The sequence below is a fragment of the Bradyrhizobium sp. NBAIM03 genome, assembly GCF_020194055.1.
Taxonomy (GTDB): Bacteria; Pseudomonadota; Alphaproteobacteria; order Rhizobiales; family Xanthobacteraceae; genus Bradyrhizobium; species Bradyrhizobium yuanmingense.
Window position 1 is genome coordinate 1 of sequence record NZ_JADYVS010000256.1, and the last position, 397, is coordinate 397.

Consider the following 397-nt stretch of genomic DNA (forward strand, 5'->3'; position numbering starts at 1 on the left):
CCCCCAGCCTTGGCTGCATCGCCGTGAATCGGTGACGATGCAAGGTAACTGCTTACTTGACTTCGACAGTCGCGCCAGCAGCTTCCAGGTCCTTCTTCATCTTCTCGGCGTCTTCCTTCGAAGCGCCTTCCTTCAGGACGCCACCGGCTTCGGCCAGGTCCTTCGCTTCCTTCAGGCCCAGGCCGGTGATGGCGCGGACGGCCTTGATGACCTCGACCTTCTTCTCGCCGGCGGTCTTCAGGGTGACGGTGAACTCGGTCTGCTCTTCAACAGCAGCGGCCGGGCCAGCGGCAGCAGCCACGGCAACCGGAGCAGCGGCGGAGACGCCGAACTTCTCTTCGATGGCCTTGACCAGCTCCATCACTTCCATCAGGGACTTCTCGGCGATGGCGTCGAC

General features: G+C 63.0%; 1 protein-coding gene. It reads right to left on the minus strand.

Annotation, left to right across the window (positions count from 1 at the left end; translation table 11 throughout):
* Positions 1–52: 52 nt before the first annotated feature.
* Positions 53–397 (minus strand): 50S ribosomal protein L7/L12 (gene rplL / locus I6F21_RS38395; RefSeq protein ID WP_225184474.1); only part of this gene is annotated, 345 nt, incomplete at its 5' end.